This window comes from Nitrospirillum guaranorum, from assembly GCF_034653275.1.
In the GTDB taxonomy this organism is placed as follows: Bacteria; Pseudomonadota; Alphaproteobacteria; order Azospirillales; family Azospirillaceae; genus Nitrospirillum.
Map to the genome: position 1 here is coordinate 336,563 of NZ_JAYEES010000003.1, position 16,099 is coordinate 352,661.

The 16,099-nt window shown below is 69.9% G+C and carries 13 protein-coding genes; 2 read left to right on the plus strand and 11 right to left on the minus strand.

Going from position 1 to position 16,099, the window contains the following annotated elements:
• Positions 1 to 108: 108 nt before the first annotated feature.
• The 10 genes from UAJ10_RS10345 to UAJ10_RS10390 form a co-directional block, all read right to left on the minus strand.
• Positions 109 to 603: a DUF6265 family protein gene (locus UAJ10_RS10345; protein ID WP_322915293.1), complete on the minus strand. Its 495-nt coding sequence runs from the start codon at positions 601 to 603 to the stop codon at positions 109 to 111.
• Between the two features lie 2 nt (positions 604 to 605).
• Positions 606 to 1,619 carry a methylmalonyl Co-A mutase-associated GTPase MeaB gene (gene meaB / locus UAJ10_RS10350; protein ID WP_322915294.1) on the minus strand — a complete coding sequence of 338 codons (1,014 nt, stop codon included), beginning with the start codon at positions 1,617 to 1,619 and terminating at the stop codon, positions 606 to 608.
• A gap of 81 nt (positions 1,620 to 1,700) precedes the next feature.
• A complete protein-coding gene (locus UAJ10_RS10355) occupies positions 1,701 to 3,572 on the minus strand; it encodes an ABCB family ABC transporter ATP-binding protein/permease (RefSeq protein WP_322915295.1) in 1,872 nt (623 codons plus the stop codon).
• A gap of 85 nt (positions 3,573 to 3,657) precedes the next feature.
• Positions 3,658 to 3,864 carry a hypothetical protein gene (locus UAJ10_RS10360; RefSeq protein ID WP_322915296.1) on the minus strand — a complete coding sequence of 69 codons (207 nt, stop codon included), beginning with the start codon at positions 3,862 to 3,864 and terminating at the stop codon, positions 3,658 to 3,660.
• A 107-nt stretch (positions 3,865 to 3,971) separates the two neighbouring features.
• Complete coding sequence (locus tag UAJ10_RS10365) at positions 3,972 to 5,729, minus strand: sensor histidine kinase (RefSeq protein ID WP_322915297.1); 1,758 nt, start codon at positions 5,727 to 5,729, stop codon at positions 3,972 to 3,974.
• Positions 5,730 to 5,876: 147 nt separating this feature from the next.
• On the minus strand, positions 5,877 to 7,022 hold the full coding sequence (locus UAJ10_RS10370; RefSeq protein ID WP_322915298.1) for a hypothetical protein: 1,146 nt from the start codon (positions 7,020 to 7,022) through the stop codon (positions 5,877 to 5,879).
• 189 nt (positions 7,023 to 7,211) lie between these two features.
• On the minus strand, positions 7,212 to 8,096 hold the full coding sequence (locus tag UAJ10_RS10375; protein ID WP_322915299.1) for a TIGR01459 family HAD-type hydrolase: 885 nt from the start codon (positions 8,094 to 8,096) through the stop codon (positions 7,212 to 7,214).
• A 29-nt stretch (positions 8,097 to 8,125) separates the two neighbouring features.
• Positions 8,126 to 9,367 carry an EAL domain-containing protein gene (locus UAJ10_RS10380; protein ID WP_322915300.1) on the minus strand — a complete coding sequence of 414 codons (1,242 nt, stop codon included), beginning with the start codon at positions 9,365 to 9,367 and terminating at the stop codon, positions 8,126 to 8,128.
• A 151-nt stretch (positions 9,368 to 9,518) separates the two neighbouring features.
• Positions 9,519 to 10,586 (minus strand): quinone-dependent dihydroorotate dehydrogenase, encoded by a 1,068-nt coding sequence (locus UAJ10_RS10385; protein ID WP_322915301.1) that lies wholly within the window; start codon positions 10,584 to 10,586, stop codon positions 9,519 to 9,521.
• Positions 10,586 to 10,945 (minus strand): DUF952 domain-containing protein, encoded by a 360-nt coding sequence (locus UAJ10_RS10390; protein ID WP_322915302.1) that lies wholly within the window; start codon positions 10,943 to 10,945, stop codon positions 10,586 to 10,588. Before UAJ10_RS10390 ends, UAJ10_RS10385 begins: the two co-directional genes overlap by 1 nt.
• A 278-nt stretch (positions 10,946 to 11,223) precedes the next feature.
• Between UAJ10_RS10390 and UAJ10_RS10395 the strand changes: the two genes are divergently transcribed.
• A complete protein-coding gene (locus tag UAJ10_RS10395; RefSeq protein WP_322915303.1) occupies positions 11,224 to 11,442 on the plus strand; it encodes a hypothetical protein in 219 nt (72 codons plus the stop codon).
• 53 nt (positions 11,443 to 11,495) lie between these two features.
• Here the strand turns inward: UAJ10_RS10395 and UAJ10_RS10400 are convergent, their stop codons facing one another.
• Positions 11,496 to 14,474: an ATP-dependent DNA helicase gene (locus UAJ10_RS10400; RefSeq protein WP_322915304.1), complete on the minus strand. Its 2,979-nt coding sequence runs from the start codon at positions 14,472 to 14,474 to the stop codon at positions 11,496 to 11,498.
• Between the two features lie 134 nt (positions 14,475 to 14,608).
• On the opposite strand from UAJ10_RS10400, the gene UAJ10_RS10405 reads away from it, so the two are divergent.
• Entirely contained in the window at positions 14,609 to 16,099 is a 1,491-nt protein-coding gene (locus UAJ10_RS10405; protein ID WP_322915305.1) for a hypothetical protein, read from the plus strand.

Consider the following 16,099-nt stretch of genomic DNA (forward strand, 5'->3'; position numbering starts at 1 on the left):
TAGAACAGGCGCCGGCGGCCATGGGGCGCTACTGATGACCATTCAGGCCCCGGGAGTCAATGCCGCGCCGCTTTTTCTTGGGCGATGGATGGGGGCTATTCGCCGGACTCAATCCCCCGTCCGGGACATCTCCAGATCCACGCGGTGGGGTTTGCCTTTGTGGATGAACTCCCCCACGAAACTCAGCCTGTCCTTGGTGCGGGCATAGGTGATGCGCTCACCGGCGTGGGGCCCCACGCCCTCGAACACCACGCTCTGCAGGCTGCACTGGTTGGCGATGAAGGTGACGGGGGCCGTCTTGTCCTCCCAGGCGCGGGCCAGGGTGCCGTCGAAATGGCGCAGGCGCAGGGTGATCTTGCCGTCGGAGGGCGCCAGGCTCAGCGCCTCCACGAAATGGGGCGTGCCGTCCTTGGCCGTCTCCCACGCGCTGCCGGCCAGCGTGCCGCCCGGCAGCACGACCCAGCGCTCCTCGCCCGCCGTATCGATCGCGGTGTTGCTCCAGGTGCCCTGCAGCCAATGCAGGGCCTCCAGCGTGCAGGTCTCCGCCCGGGCGGGGGCGGCCGCCAGCAGGGGCACCAACAGGATGGGGGCGCAGAGACGCATGGTCACTCCTCGTGGCGGAAACGGGCCAGCAGGGACCGGGCCGCCATGGCTGGGGTCTGGGTTCCGGCCGTGACCGCCGATTCGGCACCGCCCAGCTGCGCGCGCACAGCCGGATCGCTGGTGAAGGCGGCCAGCAGGCTTTCACGGATTTCGTTCCACATCCAGGCGCGCGCCTGGTCGGCGCGACGGCCGTCCAGCCGGCCGCTGGCGGCCTGGGCGTCGCGGAACCGTCCTATGGTGTCCCAAACCCCGTCCACGCCCGTGCCGGTGATGGCGGAGCAGCTCAGCACCGGCACGGTCCAGTCGGGCGTGGCCGGCCGCAGCAGGGACAGGGCATGGCGATACTCCGCCACGGCGTGGCGGGCCTGGGCCACCAGGTCGCCATCGGCCTTGTTCACCACCACCAGGTCGGCCAGTTCCACGATGCCCTTCTTCAGGCCCTGCAACTCATCGCCGCCGGCCGGCAGCAGCAGCAGCAGGAACAGGTCGACCATGTCGGCCACCGCCGTCTCCGACTGGCCCACCCCCACCGTCTCCACCACGATGACGTCGAAGCCGGCGGCCTCGCACAGCAGCATGGCCTCACGCGTGCGCCGGGCGACGCCGCCCAGGGTGCTGCCGGCGGGGGAAGGACGGATGAAGGCCGCCGGGTCGCGCGACAGCTGCTCCATGCGGGTCTTGTCGCCCAGGATGGAGCCGCCTGTGCGCTGGCTGGACGGGTCGATGGCCAGCACCGCCACCTTGTGGCCTTCGCCGATGACGTGCAGGCCGAAGGCCTCGATGAAGGTGGACTTGCCCACGCCCGGCACGCCGGTGATGCCCACCCGCACCGACCGTCCGGCGTGGGGCAGCAACCGGGCCAGCAGGACGTCTGCCTGGGCGCGATGGTCGGGTCGCGTCGATTCGATCAGGGTGATGGCCCGCGCCAGGGCCCGCCGGTCCCCCGCCAGCAACGGCTCAGCCAAACCGGTCGGATCAGCGGGAGACTCGGGATGCACGGGGGTGTCGGCGTTCATAGGCGGCCTCGGGGAAACGTCCTAAGTCGCTCCATATCCCAGAACTTTGGTCCGGGCGAATGCTGATGTCAAAGCGGCCCCTCAAGCGATGACGGGTTTGGTCGGCGCGGCGGTGATGGGCTCCTTCACCGGGTCCGCCGTCTGCTGGCGCGCCCACAGCTCGGCATAGGCGCCACCCAGCGCCAGTAGGTCGGCGTGGCGGCCGCGTTCGCGCACCCGCCCCTCCTCCAGCACGATGATCTCATCGGCGTCCACCACGGTGGACAGGCGGTGGGCGATGACCAGGGTGGTGCGCCCCCGGCTGACCTCGCGCAGGTTGCGTTGGATTTCCCGCTCGGTATGGGTGTCCAGGGCGCTGGTGGCCTCGTCGAACATCAGGATGGGCGGGTTCTTCAGGATGGTGCGGGCGATGGCCACGCGCTGCTTCTCACCACCCGACAGTTTCAGGCCGCGCTCGCCCACGGTGGTGTCCCAGCCGTCGGGCAGGCCGGCGATGAAGCCGTCGATGTGGGCCAGGGCCGCCGCGTGCTCCACCTGGCTTTGCGTCGCCTCGGTGCGGCCATAGGCGACGTTGTAGCGGATGGTGTCGTTGAACAGCACGGTGTCCTGCGGGACGATGCCGATGGACGCCCGCAGGCTGGCCTGGGTCACCTGGCCGATGTCCTGCCCGTCGATCAGGATGCGGCCGCCATTGGCGTCGTAGAAGCGGAACAGCAGGCGCGACAGGGTGGACTTGCCGGCGCCGCTGGGCCCGACGATGGCCACGGTGCGCCCGGCGGGCACGGTGAAGCTGATGCCCTTCAGGATGGGCCGGCGCGGGTCGTAGCCGAAGGACACATCCTCGAACCGCACCTCGCCGCCGCTGATGACCAGGGGCTGGGCACCGGGGGCGTCCGCCACCTCGCGGTCCACGGCCAGCAGCACGAACATCCTCTCCATGTCGATCAGGGCTTCCTTCACCCCGCGATAGACAAAGCCGAAGATGTTCAGCGGCTGGTACAGCTGCAGCATATAGGTGTTCACCAGGACGAAATCGCCCAGGGTCAGGGTGCCGGCCTCGATGCCGCTGGCCGCCATCCACATGACGGCCACCAAGCCCACGGCGATGATGAAGCTCTGCCCCACGTTCAGGATGGACAGCGAGGTCTGGGTGCGCACCGCCGCCTGCTCATAGACCTTCAGCGCGCGGTCGTAGCGCTGGGCCTCATGCTCCTCATTGCCGAAGTACTTCACCGTCTCATAGTTCAGCAGGGTGTCGATGGCGCGGGCGCTGGCCTTGGTGTCGCTTTCCACCATCTGACGGCGGATGCGGGTGCGCCAGTTGCTGATGACGACGGTGAAGGCGATGTAGCCGCCCACCGCCACGAAGGTGACCAGGGCGAACCAGATGTTGAACAGCCGCCAGAGGATGCCGGTGACCAGCAGGATCTCCAGCACCGTGGGCAGGATGTTGAACAGAGCCGTGGACAGCAGGGTCTCGATGGCCTTGGTGCCCCGCTCGATGGAGCGGGACAGGCCGCCGGTCTGCCGTTCCAGGTGGAAGCGCAAGGACAGGCCGTGCAGGTGGCGGAAGACGCTCAGCGCCGCCTTGCGCATGGCGCGCTGGGCCACCCGCTCGAACACGCTGTCGCGCAGCTCGCCGAAGGCCAGCGACAGCACACGCGCCAGGCCATAGGACAGGATGGCCAGCACCGGCACCACGGCGGCGTTGGCCTTGATGCCCTCCCCCAGCTGATCCACCGCGTGCTTGTAGAAGACGGGGATGGTGACGCTGGCCGCCTTGGCGCCCAGCAACAGCAGCATGGAGAGGATGACCCGCCCGCGGGTGCCCCACTCGCCCTTGGGCCAGACATAGGGCATCAGCATGGCCAGGGCCTTGGTTTCCCCCATCTGGGGGCGGGTGGGCCGGGGTTCCGGTGCGGCGGGTGACGGGTGGGCGGTGGTCTGGGTCATCAGCACTAGATGGGGTGGGGGGACGGGTCGGCTAGGGCGGGGCGGCTATGTCATCGCCAATCAGGCGGCGGCGCAGCGGTGGGCGTCACCGCCTGTCGTTCAGCAACTGGCGGATGGCTTCGGCCAGCAGGCGGTAGGCGCGGTCGTCGCCCTTGTCGGCGGCGGCCGCCGCCTTGTCCGCCTGGGCGCGGAAGCGCGCGTAGCCCTGGTCGCGACGCAGGCTGTCCCGGGCACCGGCGGCCAGCACATCGTCCAGGGTGGACGGCACCGCCGCCGCCGTGGCCGCCGCCATGGGCGCAGCCCCTTTGGATTTGGGGGGCAACGGCTTGGACGGCCGTCTGAACGGGGACATGGGCGCCCTCGGGATACGGGGACCGGAACGGCCCCATCATGCCCCGGTCACGGCGACATCGCCAGCGCCGGGCCGGGCGGCACCTGGCGGTCGGGCGGGAAAATGACGGTGACGCGGGTGCCGCCGCCGGGCGGGCATTCCACCAGCAGGGTGCCGCCGTGCAGTTCCATCAGGCGGCGGACGATGAACAGGCCCAGGCCGCTGCCGCCATGGCGCCGGCGCAGCGAGGGCTCCGCCTGCAGGAAGGGTTGGGTGCCCAGGTTCTCCAGCACGTAGCGGGAGATGCCGGGGCCGGTGTCGATGACCGACAGGGCCAGCCCCTCGCGCCGGATGTCGGCCGACACCGTCACCTGGCCGCCGTCGGGCGTGAACTTCACGGCGTTGCCCAGCAGGTTCAGCAGCACCTGGCGCAGGGCCGTGGGGTCCAGCATGGCGTGCAGGCCGGCGGCGCCGGCCACGGTGATCTCGATCTTGCGCTGCAGGTTGCCGGCCTGGATCTGGCGCACCGCCACCGCGACCTCGGCCGCGATATCCACCACCTTGTCCTCCAGCTCGAACCGGCCCGCCTCCATGCGCGCCACGTCCAGGATGTCGTTCACCAGCTCCAGCAGGTGCAGGCCGCTGACCCGGATGTCCTCGGCATAGTCGGCATACCGCGCATCCCCCACGGGGCCGTAGGTCTGCTGGGTGATCAACTCGCTGAAGCCGATGATGGCGTTCAGCGGCGTGCGCAACTCGTGGCTCATGCTGGCCAGGAAGGCGGTCTTGCTGCGGCTGGCCATTTCGGCGTCGTGCCGGGCGCGGGCCAGCTGGCCATCCGTCTCCTTGCGCACGGTGATGTCCATGAGCGAGCCCAACAGGCGGGCCGGCCGGGGGGCGGCGTCCCCGGTTTCCGTCGCCGGCCAGACGCCCTGACCACGCAGGTGGAACCAGCGCGTGACGCCGTCGCCGCAAACCATGGGCAGTTCCAGGTCGAAGGGCTGGCGCAGGCGCAGGTGGTTGCGCACATGGGAAAAGGCGCGCGCCCGCTCCGCCTTGGGGATCATGCCCAGCACGCGGCGGGGCCCCTGGGTGCCCGGCGGCAGGCGCAGCAGGGTCTGGGCCTGGCCGGACAGGTGCAGGCTGCCGTCGCCCAAATGCCAGTCCCAGATGCCGACGGCGGAGCCGCCGGTCGCCAGTTCATATCGTTCCTTTTCCTGGCGCATGGTCTCGGCCGCCAGATGCTGGGCCGTCAGGTCTATGGCCATGCCGACATAGCCCAGCCGATCGCCCTCGCGCGCCGTCACGGGCACGGCCTCGCACAGCAGCCACACGACGCGGCCGTCGGGACGGCGGATGCGGAATTCCTCGGCGTAGCGTTCCCCCCGCTGGGTGGCGGCCAGCCAGCGGGATTGCGCGCGCTTGTGGTCCTCGGGATGGATCAGCCACCATTCCCAGCTGCCGCCGGGGTCCAATTCCGCCGGCATGCCCGTGATCTCGCGCAGGTGGGGATTGCGGTAGGTGATCAGGCCGGTGGAGTCGACATGGAAGATGCCCACGGGCGCCATGTCGGCCAGGGCGTTGTAGCGCGCTTCGCTGATGGCCAGTTCCCGGGTCTTGCGCGCGTCGGCGGCCAGGGCGCGCACCAGCACGCGGTGCAGCAGCAACGCCGTGATCAGGACGAAGCCCACGCCCTTGACCGGCCCCACCCATGCGGCGTGGACAGGACCCAACACCATGTCCACCGCGATGTCGGAACCCAGGACCCACAACCCGCCCAGCAAGGCGTAGCCCAGGCAAATCCGTGTTGCCGCCCCCAACCGCACCCTGGGTCCCGTCCTTTTACCGGCGCGGGCCGCTGCCCCGAAAGGTCAGGTGCTTGGCCGGCTGGGTTTTACCAATGGACATACTGTAGGCACGGGCAACGGTCCGGCGCAATCAGCGGAAGACGTGGGTATGGGGAAGGGGCGCGCTTATTCCCCGCCCAGCACGACCTCGCCGCTGCCCGACTTGCCGATGCGCGGCGTGCCGGTGTGCTTGGCCACCGTGATGGTGCCGCTGCCGCCCATGAACAGGTTGGGATCCTTGGCGGTGCCGTCGAAGGTGAAGTCGCCCTGGCCCAGGACGGCGACCTTCAGGGCGCTGGCGTTGCCGTCGTTGATGTGCACGTCGCCCTTGCCGTTGATGACGGCCTCGATGACGCCGTCCACCCGGTCGGCGGAGATGTCGCCGTTGCCGTAGACGGCCAGGCGCAGCGCCTTGTCGATGGTGCCCAGCGACAGGTCGGCCTGGCCCATGACGCGCACCTCGGCCTCCGACGCGCGGCCCACGTGCAGGTCGCCATGACCGGCGATGACGAACTTCAGCGACTCCGCCACCTCGTCCACGCTGATCTCGGCGCTCTCGACGATGTTGGCTTGCAACGACTTGACCTTTTTCAGCGACACCTGGGCCTTGCGCAGGTCCAGCACCACGTCGCCGTCCAGTTCGCCATCCACGGTCAGCTCACCGGACAGGCCGGCGGCCACCAGCTTGGTCTTGGCGGGCACGGTGATGGTCAACTCGGTCGACCGTCCGCTGCCCGACACCTGCAGCGCGCCGTCCTCGGCCGCCGCGCGCACGGCCCCGCCGCTGGCGGAAATGCCGATGGTGGTGGCGCCGCTGGACGGGCGGATGATGGTGTTGCCGGACAGGTTGGACAGGTTCACCACCTGCTGCGCCGGGAATTCCTGGGCGCTGTCGCTCAGGGCCCGGGCGTCACGGGCGGCGGCGCGGGCGGCCTCGGCCGCGGCGCGCGCCTGCTGCTTGATGGATTCCACGTCCAGGCCCCGCATCGCCTCTTCCACGTCGCGGCGGATCTGGTCGGCGTCGGCACGGCTGATGGGTGCGGCCGGCGACGCCGGGGATATCGGGGTGATGGGTGGAATCGGCGGGATGGGGGGAATGGGCGGGATGACACCGTCCATCTTCACCACCTTGACCGAATGTGACGAGCCGTGGCCATGGCTGCCCAGCAGCATGAAGCCCAGCGACCCGACGGCGACCAGGGCGGCGATGACGCCGCCGGCGGGTATGCCGGGCGTGAGGCGGGGACGGGGGGAGGCTACACTGGTTTCCATGGGGCGCACCCTGCGCGACATCGTAGAATTCCCCCGACTATTGGCCACTTGGTCCCGCCTGTCCGCAGCGTTTGCCTAACCGTTACACTTTTAACCCGCCTGTTACACGACCGCCAGGGGCGGTGGCGCGCGCAGGCGGTCTACCCACTTTATTTTATGCGCTTTCCGCTTGTGGGACGGGGCGGGCGTCTACCAGCCCAGACGGTTCATGACGGCGCTGATACGCAGGCCCGCCTGGGCCGCGATCTCCGCCAGCCGGCCCAGGTCGGGCAGGTCGGACAGCGGGTCGGCCACGCCCAGCTCCTCACGGTGGATGCCACCGGCGATCAGCAGGCCGTCGACGCCGGCGGCGTTGGCGCCGGCCATGTCGGTGCGCAGGCTGTCGCCCACCGCCAGGATGCGGTCCGGCGCCATGCCGCCCAGCAGGTCGAAGCAGCGGGCGTAGACGCTCGCGAACGGCTTGCCGTGCTGGCGCACGTCGCCGCCCAGCTCCTCATACCGCCGCGCCAGCTCACCGGCGCAAATCACCAGCTGCGGTCCGACATGCACCACCAGATCGGGGTTGGCGCAGACCATGGGCAGCTTCAGGGCGGCGCAGGCGGCCAGGATGGCCTCGTAATCCGCCAGCGATTCGCTGAAATCGACGATGCCGGTGTTCAGGACGAAATCCGCGTCCTCCGTTCGGTCCACCTTGGTGCGACCGGACAAATCCAGGTAGACGCCGGCGTCCCGGTCGGGACCGATGTGCAGCAGCTTCGGCCCAAGGGCCCGGTGCCAGGCGTCCGGCGGGTCGCGCAGGGCGTCGTGCGTCGCCTCGCCCGAGGTCAGCAGCGCGTCGTAATGGTCGGGCGTCAGCCCCATCTCCGTCAGCCGGGCGGCGGCGGCGTCCACGCGGCGGGGCGCGTTGGACAGCAGGCAGACCCGCTTGCCCTGGGCGCGCAGGGTCTTCAGGCATTCCGGCACGCCGGGATAGGGGGCGATGCCGTCATGCACGACCCCCCACAAATCCAGGATGAATCCGTCGTAGCGGTCCGCCAGCTGGGACAGGCCGGTGTATAGGGGAATGACGCTCATTAGGGTGTTCGTTTCACGGGGGGATAATCTCAGGACGGCAGGCGGCGGGCCATGCGGGGCTCGCCGAACAGGTAGCCCTGGCCGAAGTCGATGAACAGATCCAAAAGGTCCAGCAGCTGCTGGTCGGTTTCGATCTTTTCCACGATCAGGTCGATGTTGTTGCGGTCCAGCTGGCGTTTCAGCAGCGTCACCTTGTCCGGGTTGGCGAAGCGGCCGTCGGGATCCAGCAGGCGGGCGGCGTCCAGCTTCACGAAGCGAATCTCATGCGCCGCCAACTGGTCCCAGTCGACGTCGAAGCGGTCGACCTGGTCCATGGAAAAGCGGAAGCCCAGGCTGCGCAGCCCGTCCAGGAAGCCGGTGGCGAAAACATCGCCCTGCATCAGGTCGGCCTGGCTGAGCTCGAAGATGATCTTCTGCACCAGGTTGGGGTGCTGGCCCATGAACTGCACGAATTCCCGCATGAAGGTGCCGTCGTTCAACGTGGCGGCGGAGATGTTGCAGAAGAAGCCCACGTTCTGGTGCCGCTTCTCCGTCTCGCGCAGCAGCTGGACGCAGCGGAACAGCAGCAGGTTGTCGATGGGCGCCATCAGGTTGTGGCGGGCCGCCACGCCCAGATAGCGGTCGGGCGTGAGGTAGCTGCCGTCCTCCAGCCGGATGCGGGAGAACACCTCGTAAAAGCGGTGCTTGCGCTGCGGCAGGCTGACGATGGGCTGCAGGAAGATGTCCACCCGGTCGGACCGCAGCGCCTCGCGGATGCCGTTCATCACCGGGCCGTCGTCCTCCGGCGCGTCCGCCGACGCCGCGCCGGGCAGGGGGCCGTAAGCGGAGCCCAGGCTGGGCACGTCGGTGGCGCGGGCGGGCTGGGCCGCCAGGGGGATGGCCTGCGGCGTCGGTGCCGGGGCGGCGGCCGGCCCGCCCACGGGCGGGCTTGACGGCATCTGGTCGGCCAGGGTGCGCAGCATGCGGGCGTCGCTGACCACGGCGGCCACGGCGCCGTCGGTCCCACCGCTGGGCCGCATCAGCCGGTCCAGGGCGGCCAGCACGTCGCGCTGGCGGTCCAGCAGGCGGTCCAGCCGGTGCTCCATCCGCTCCGCCTGTTCCATGCGGGCGTAGAATTCATGCAGCAGGCCGCCGAAGACGAAGACCACCAGGCCCAGCAGAAGGCCGTACGACCGGTCAACGCCCACGCCGGCCAGCGGCAGGGCCAGGGCCACGGCCACCGCCACGGCGACATAGCAGGCGGCGAAGATGATGTGACGTAGCACGTGCATGTTTTTCGCTTCCCTCAGTCGCCGGGCGCCGGCATCCGCCGGCTTGGCTTCCTCGATTTCCAGTCCGCTGACGCTCCCCGGAAATCTCTGGCGGCCCCGTCGGGGCCCAGTCGCCACGCTCGTGGTACCGCTTGTACGTCCGCGGCAGCGCCTACCGGTGATCCGCCCCCACCGCCTGGGCCACGGTGGCGAACCCGTCGCGGCGCAGCAGGTCGGCCAGGTCGCGCTTGATGGCGGTGACCAGGCCGGGCCCCTGGTAGATCAGGGCGGAATAGATCTGCACCAGGCTGGCGCCGGCGCGAATCTTGGCATAGGCCTGCGCGCCGGACCCGATGCCGCCCACGCCCACCAAGGGCAGCTTGCCACTTGTCAGGCGGTAGAAATCACGCAGCACGGACGTCGACTTGTCGAACAGCGGCTGGCCGCTGAGGCCGCCGGCCTCCGCGCGGTGGGCGGGGGTCAGGCTGTCCGGCCGATCCAGCGTGGTGTTGGACACGATCAGGCCGTCGATGCCGCTGGCCAGCGCCACCTCCGCCACGTCCACCTTGTCATCCTCGGTCAGGTCCGGCGCCACCTTCAGCAGCAGGGGCGTGCGATGGCTCCCCCGCGCCGCCAGGCAGACCGCCAGCAGGTCGCTCAGGGCCTGCCGCCCCTGCAGCGAGCGCAGGCCGGGCGTGTTGGGGGAGGAGACGTTGACCACCAGGTAATCCGCCAGGGGCGCCAGGCGGCGGATGCCGATGGCGTAGTCGCTGGCGGCATCCGCCGTGTCCTTGTTCTTGCCCACGTTGGCGCCGACGATGCCGGTGCGTCCCAGGCCGCGCCGATCCTCCAGCCGCCGGGCGAACGTTTCCAGCCCCTCGTTGTTGAAGCCGAAGCGGTTGATGACGCCCTCGACCTCCACGGCGCGGAACAGCCGGGGCTTGGGGTTGCCGGGCTGCGGCCGGGGGGTGACGGTGCCGGCCTCCACCAGGCCGAAGCCCAGGGCCAGCATGGCGTCCGGCACCCGGGCGTTCTTGTCGAAGCCGGCGCCCAGGCCCACCGGATTGGGGAAGGAAAGGCCGAAAACAGTCTGGCTCAGCGCCGGATCGTCAACGTCGCCGGCGCCGAACAGGCCGGGGGGCAAGGCGCCGACCTTCAGCAGGTTGATGGTCAGGTCGTGCGCCCGCTCCGCCTCCATGGCGAACAGGATGGGACGGGCGAGACGATAGGCCAGGCTCATCACGCGGCCCCTTCGAGCACGTGGGCCGGAAACACGTGGCGGCCGTCGTCTCCCAAGGGCAGGGGGTCGGCGCGCAGGACGGCGGCGACCGGCAGGCCGCCGTACAGGTGGGGGAACAATTGCCCGCCGCGCGACGGCTCATACTTCAGGGCATCGCCCAGGGGGGCGGTGTCCACCGTCAGGATCAACAGGCCGGTCTGGCTGGCGCGGTGCTTGGCGGCGCTCTCCACCACCTGGCCGGCGGTGGAGAAATGGATGAAGCCGTCGGCCTGGTCCTGCGAGGACCCCGGATAGACGCCAACCGCAAGGGCCGCCAGCCATTCGTCGGCGCGGCACATATGGAAAATCACATCGCTCATGCTATCGCCCCCATCTTGGCGCCGACCCTAGTGCATTTCGGTGTGCATCTGGATGGGAAAATGCGGGAATCGCAAATTGAGACGAATGCCGCAGGTCTCGTCGCAAAATGACAATGCGAGGGCGTTGAAATTTTGTGACCCCTCCCCGGACGCAAACGGAAAGCGGCCTGTTCCTTAGGACAGCGCCGGATCTACCCTTAGGGAATAGGCACCGGTCGCAATGGCACCACTCTTGCGTCCCGCCCCTTCGCACACCTGCAATCGAAGGGAACGGAACGATGAGCCTGCTGGACGCGCCGCACCGTGATGACCAAACCCTGAGCGCCGGCTTCCTGACGGTGGGCGGCGGCCGCGCCGTGCTGGCGGAGCCGGTGGTGACCCACACGCCCGTGCCCCTGAAGCCGACGACCGAGATGCTGGCGGCCGGCGCCCGCGCCGGCGGCGTCAGCGTCGCCACCGCCTGGGCCATCTACACGTCCATGCTCAAGTCGGCGTGAAGCCGACAGGGACGCTCAAGCCGGCCCGACCCAGGCCAGCCTTCAGCTGAGCTTCAGTCCAGATCGAATCCCTGCAGATGGAAGGGCTCGTCACCCCACGGATCGTCGTGCGGCGACGACAGCCTTGGCGGCGTAGGTGCCGGCGGGGGCGGCAGGGCGAGGTCCGGCCCCTGCCCCGGCGCATGCAGAAAGTCGCGCGTGATGCGCACGGCCTCGGCCAGGCCCACGCGCTGCGGCTCCACCCCACCGGGGAAGGCGCCCTTCAGCCGGCTGGGCATCATCGGGTCCAGCAGCACGAACACGCCGGTGTCGTCGGCCCGCCGCACCAGGCGGCCGAAGGCCTGGCGCAGGCGCAGCCGGGTGATCATGTCGTCGTAATGCCGCCGCCGGGCGGTGCGGTCGAAATAGTCGCGCCGCGCCTTGTGCAGGATGTCCGGCCGGGGCCAGGGCACGCGATCGAAGACGATCAGGCGCAGGGACCGGCCGGGCACGTCCACGCCGTCGCGCACCGCGTCGGTACCCAGCAGGCAGGCGTTGTCCTCCCCCCGGAAGATGTCGACCAGCGTGGCCACGTCCAGCCCGTCCAGATGTTGGGACAGGAGCGGCAGGCCGGCGGCCTCGAGCGGCGCGCCGATGCGCTCATGCACCGCGCGCAGGCGCTGCACCGCCGTGAAAAGGCCGATGGCGCCGCCGCCCGATGCCAGGAACAGCTCGCGATAGGCGGCGGCCACCTGGGCCAAATCGTCCTTGCGCACGTCGTTGACGATCAGCACCCGCGTCTGCTTGGCGTAGTCGAAGGGCGACGGCACCTGGGCGCGCAAGGCGGGGCGGGGCAGATGCACCGCGCCGGTGCGGGCGTGGGCCGCCTGCCAGTCCGCCTCCACATCGCCGGTGCCGTCGGTCAGGGTGGCGGAGGTCATGACCAGGCCGTGGGCCTGAGCACCCAGGATTTGGGCCAGCGGCCAGGTGGGGTCCACCCAGTGGCGGTACATGCCCACGTCCAGGTCGCGTCCGTCCTGCCGCTCCACCCCGAACCAGTCGACGTAGCGGCTGGGCGTCTCCTCCGCCAGGGCCGCCAGCATCTGGCGCCAGCCACCGATCTCGTTGGCGGAACGGCGCTTCAGGCTGCGGGCGATGGCGTCGATGCGCCGGCGGGTATCGCTCTCCAGCTCATCCGATTCGTCGTCCAGCCGCTCGCGCAGCCGGTCGGCCAGGGCCTCCAGCGGGGCGGACAGCTCGCCCAGGGCGGTGGACAGCGCCTGCGCCGCCTCCAGCACCCCGTCCACCAGGGGCTGGACCTCCACCTCCAGGCTGTAGGGGTTGTCCGGCCCGTGGGCGCGGGCATAGACCTGGGCGCGCACCTGGGCCAGGAAGGCCTCCGTCGGGCCCACCGGCTCGCCGCCGCCCACACGCTGCGGCCAGGCCTCCCCCGGCAGCAGGCGGGCGGCGCGCGCGATCTCATCCAGCAGGCGGTTGGCGTGGTCGTCGCCGCCAATCAGATCCTCCACCCGGCGGCGCAGGCCGCGCGCCCGGCTGCGTCCGCCGCTCTCGGCGCCCAGCAGCCAGCGGCGCAGCTCCGCCGTCTCGAACCCCGTCAGGTGGCCGGCGAAGGCGTTGTCGGCGGCATCGAAGACGTGGTGGCCCTCATCGAAGACATAGCGGGTGGGGATATAGGCGTCGTCCCCGCCGCCCAGGGCCGCCTGGATCATGACCAGGGCGTGGTTGGCGATGACGATGTCGGCCCGCCGCGCCCGGCGCACGCTCTTCTCGATGAAGCACTTGGTATAGTGGCTGCAGGCGCTGTAGACGCACTCGCCCCGCCGGTCGGCCAGCGCCAGGGTGCGCCCCTTGCCCAGCAGGTCGACCAGCCAGCCGGGGAAGTCGCCGCCCTGCATGTCGCCGTCGCGGGTGGCGGCGGCCCAGCGCGCCATCAGGCCGATGGCCACGGCGTACTGCGGGTTGGCGGTGGCCACACCGGCCGCCTCTTCCAGGTTCAGCAGGCATAGGTAGTTTTCCCGCCCCTTGCGGATCACGACCTTGCGCGCCTTGGTGGCCGGGTCGCGGTGCAGGCGGTCCATCTCCTTGTCGATCTGGTGCTGCAGCTGGCGGGTGTAGGTGGAAATCCAGACGGGGCCCTTGTTCTTCTCCGCCCACACGGTGGCCGGCGCCAGATAGCCCAGGGTCTTGCCCACGCCCGTGCCCGCCTCCGCCAGCACCAGGTTGGGCTCCCCCTCCACGTCACGGGGGGTGAAGGCGGTGGAGACGGCGCTGGCGTAGTCCGACTGCTGCGGCCGGGGTTCGGCCTGGCTGCCGCTCATCACCAGGTCGGCCAGGCGGCGGCGGGCCTCGGCGGGCTCCACCGGCAAGTGGCCGGGCGGCGGCTCCGGCGCGTCCGCCTGCCATTCCTTCATGCCGGCCCACACCTGGTAGGCGCGGATGGCGCCGCCGCGCCAGCGCGACTTCTCCGGTCCCGCCGGCGCGCCCAGGGCCGCCAGCACCAGGGGCGACCACAACCACGTGCCCACCTGGCCCCCGCCACTGCCCTCGGCGCCCATGGCCCAGGCCAAGCCGATGGGATCGGAACGCTGGTCGTCGACCGGGCCCATCAGTTCCCGCAGCAGGGCCTCGGCCGCGCGCACCAGGGTCAGGGCCTCGGCCTCCGCATCCGCCGGCCGGGGCAGGTCCAGCGCCTGCGCCAGGCCGCGCGGCGTGGGCAGGCAGAAGGTGGCGGGCCGCACGAAGGCGTACAGCTCCAGCAGGTCATAGCCCTGGATCAGCTTGTCGGTGCCCAAGCGCCGGGCGGTGGCGCGGGCATGGCACAACAGGTGGGGCTTGGCGATGGCGCGACGCACCGCCTCCGCCTTGTCGATGAGCTCCACCTCGCCATCGGCGCTCAGCCACACCGCCTGGCGCGCGCCGGGCACCAGGGCCGGCGCGTCCGGCACCAGCAGACGCCGCGGCCCGGTGGGGGCGGACACCAGGCTGGCGGGCGGCGGTTTCGGTGCGGCGGGTGGTTGAAACGGATCGGTCATCGGGGGCTTCGGCGTTGGGCGGGCCGGAGTATAGACGGCGACTCGCGGCTTTTCATGAACAAAAGCGGTACGGCTGCGCCGGCGCTATTTCGGGGCGCGCGCGGTGGCCGGCGCGCGGGCTGGCCTGTTGGGATATGCCCCTTTCCCGTGCAGGGGATCGCCTTAATTCACCCCCCTGGGTCGCGTGGCGGCCCGGGTTGAACGCAGGGGAAGGGACGGTGCCTGACAGTTTCATCAGCGGCGGCGGCTCGGCCGGTTTATCCATGGCCGACTGGATGGATGCCGAGATCCCCGAGGGCCGCCTGCTGATCGGCCCCACGCGCGGCATCCCCGCCGGCATGCGGCGCTATGCCCTGGGCGGGGCCGCCAGCGGCCCCATCTGGCGGGATGCCCGCGTCATCCGGTATTTGCACGGCCTGGATGCGATCGGCCGCCTGCGCCTGCGCCTGCGCCATGTGGTGCAGGGCGTGGACTTCCGCGTCAGCGACACCCAACTCATCGACCAGGCGATGCGCGACCTGGCCATGGGCAACCTCAGCGCCTTTCTCATCCCCCGCGCCGTCGCCCCGCTCTCGCCCCCTCCCGTGGACCCGCCCCGGCACGACCAGGGGGACGAGGACCCGCCGGGCCAGCCGGCGCAATGGTCGGTGACCGACCGCGTCGTCGCCACGCTGCGCCGCTGCGTGCCCCTGCTGCCGCGCGACATGCAGCAGGCGGCCAAAAGCCTGTTCACGCGGGAGACGCTATACTGGCTGGCCGGCTTCCTGGTGGTGTGGGCCGGCGGACACCTGGCCGGCTATGGCGAGGCCATCGATGTCATCCTGCTGGGCGTGGGCTACGCCATGGTGGGTTGGTCGGTGTTCCAGGGACTGAACGACCTGGGCCACGGCATCGCCCTGGCCACCACCGCCAAGACCCAGCACAACCTGGACGAGGCCGCCCGCCGCACCGCCGCCGGCCTCACCATCCTGACCATCAACGCCCTCATCGCCCTGATCGCCAAGGTGAAGCCGGCCTCGGGCGGCAAGCGCCCCGTGGTGGAGGAACCGCCGCCCCCGCCGCAGGATCCGCCGCTGCCGCCGAAGAGGGTGGCGGAGGCGCCTCAGCCCTCCCCTATCCAAAGGGATTTGCCTCCCCCGCCAAAAAAGGCTTTGGGTCCTCTTACCCCAGAATATCTGCCAGGCTATAGCGAGGCCGATATTCTTGCTATCCCTAAGGGGGAAAGGCCGAGTCCGTCCACATACCTTACCCAGGAATATCAAGAAGCTCACGCTGCTCTGTTCAAGGATGGAGCTGTTCGGATTCAACCATCGGCACCCACTGGTATCATCGGCAAAACTGAAACATGGGTCCTTCCACCTTCGGTGGCAAATGAAGCGATTGCCAAATCGGGTGGAGACGTTGGCAAACTTGAGCAGCTACTGGGCTTGGATTCGGGATATCTTGGCAGTTCTCCGGTTCGAGTGGACATTCCGGCATCACCCGGATACCGCATCCCCACAGGAAATGAGTTCGCGGCAAATAATTTCTGGCGCCCGGGCGGGCTCACGTGGCCAGGAGGCCTACCTGAAGCTGTTATTGATCCCGTGACGCCGGGAAATTACATCGTGAAGCCACTGTTTTGA

What these genes read in the sequence shown, in the direction of transcription:
- UAJ10_RS10345 (WP_322915293.1), bottom strand. Translation starts at nt 603, where the DNA reads ATGCGTCTCTGCGCCCCCATCCTGTTGGTGCCCCTGCTGGCGGCCGCC.
- meaB (WP_322915294.1), bottom strand. Translation starts at nt 1,619, where the DNA reads ATGAACGCCGACACCCCCGTGCATCCCGAGTCTCCCGCTGATCCGACC.
- UAJ10_RS10355 (WP_322915295.1), bottom strand. Translation starts at nt 3,572, where the DNA reads ATGACCCAGACCACCGCCCACCCGTCACCCGCCGCACCGGAACCCCGG.
- UAJ10_RS10360 (WP_322915296.1), bottom strand. Translation starts at nt 3,864, where the DNA reads ATGGCGGCGGCCACGGCGGCGGCGGTGCCGTCCACCCTGGACGATGTG.
- UAJ10_RS10370 (WP_322915298.1), bottom strand. Translation starts at nt 7,022, where the DNA reads ATGGAAACCAGTGTAGCCTCCCCCCGTCCCCGCCTCACGCCCGGCATA.
- UAJ10_RS10375 (WP_322915299.1), bottom strand. Translation starts at nt 8,096, where the DNA reads ATGAGCGTCATTCCCCTATACACCGGCCTGTCCCAGCTGGCGGACCGC.
- UAJ10_RS10380 (WP_322915300.1), bottom strand. Translation starts at nt 9,367, where the DNA reads ATGCACGTGCTACGTCACATCATCTTCGCCGCCTGCTATGTCGCCGTG.
- UAJ10_RS10385 (WP_322915301.1), bottom strand. Translation starts at nt 10,586, where the DNA reads ATGAGCCTGGCCTATCGTCTCGCCCGTCCCATCCTGTTCGCCATGGAG.
- UAJ10_RS10390 (WP_322915302.1), bottom strand. Translation starts at nt 10,945, where the DNA reads ATGAGCGATGTGATTTTCCATATGTGCCGCGCCGACGAATGGCTGGCG.
- UAJ10_RS10395 (WP_322915303.1), top strand. Translation starts at nt 11,224, where the DNA reads ATGAGCCTGCTGGACGCGCCGCACCGTGATGACCAAACCCTGAGCGCC.
- UAJ10_RS10400 (WP_322915304.1), bottom strand. Translation starts at nt 14,474, where the DNA reads ATGACCGATCCGTTTCAACCACCCGCCGCACCGAAACCGCCGCCCGCC.
- UAJ10_RS10405 (WP_322915305.1), top strand. Translation starts at nt 14,609, where the DNA reads ATGCCCCTTTCCCGTGCAGGGGATCGCCTTAATTCACCCCCCTGGGTC.